This is a genomic window from Croceivirga sp. ABH4_376 (assembly GCF_056160685.1).
The window spans coordinates 1-843 of the sequence record NZ_JBSWXQ010000021.1 but is presented as its reverse complement, the minus strand read 5'-3'; the positions used below and the strand labels follow the sequence as shown (position 1 = coordinate 843).

The 843-nt window shown below is 50.4% G+C and carries 1 pseudogene; it reads right to left on the bottom strand.

Annotated elements, in window-relative coordinates:
• Positions 1 to 843 (bottom strand): annotated as a pseudogene (locus ACXAGS_RS15710) (hypothetical protein); the annotation flags it as partial.

The following is an 843-nucleotide window of genomic DNA, read 5'->3' as shown; positions in this document are numbered from 1 at the left end:
CGTAGATGACAAATCGTCCTCTGGACTACCATCGGGCCAATCATGCGTGCCCCATTCTAATTGTGATCCGCCAACAGGACAATCATACTCCTCAACATCCAATAAACCATCGTTATCGTCATCTTCGTCCGTTCCGTTCAATACCAAATCACCGTCGCTGTCCTCGTCCGTAAAATAGGGATTGGTACCATTAATTAACTCTTCGCCATTGGTAACCCCATCACCATCACAATCCCCAGCCTGCCAAATGGCATTCGTACTATCATATCCCGTATACCCTTCAGCTTGTGTTGGGTCACAGGGACTGTTTTCATCCGTTCCGTTGTTGATTTCAACATCATCCGTTATTCCATCTCCATCGGTGTCCCCTGATGCTAAATATGGGTCTGTACCGTTGGTAGCCTCTTCGCCATTGGTAACTCCGTCCAGATCACAATCCGCTGCCTGCCAAATGGCATTGGTGCCATCGTAGCCCGTATACCCTGCAGCCTGTGCCGGGTCACAAGGTTCGCTCTCATCCGTTCCGTTGTTGATTTCAACATCGTCAATGATACCATCTCCATCGGTATCGCCAGAAGCTAAATAAGGGTCTGTACCGTTGGTAGCCTCTTCGCCATTGGTAACACTATCACCATCACAATCCGCTGCCTGCCAAATAGCATTGGTGCCATCGTAACCCGTATACCCTGCAGCTTGTGCCGGGTCGCAAGGACCCAGTGGGTCCGTGGTATCCGTAACCTCTTGTCCGTCCTGTATACCGTCCCCATCCGTATCCGGGTTCAAAGGGTCCGTGGCCTCTATTGCTTCTTCCCCATTGGTCAAACCATCACCATCATCATCACA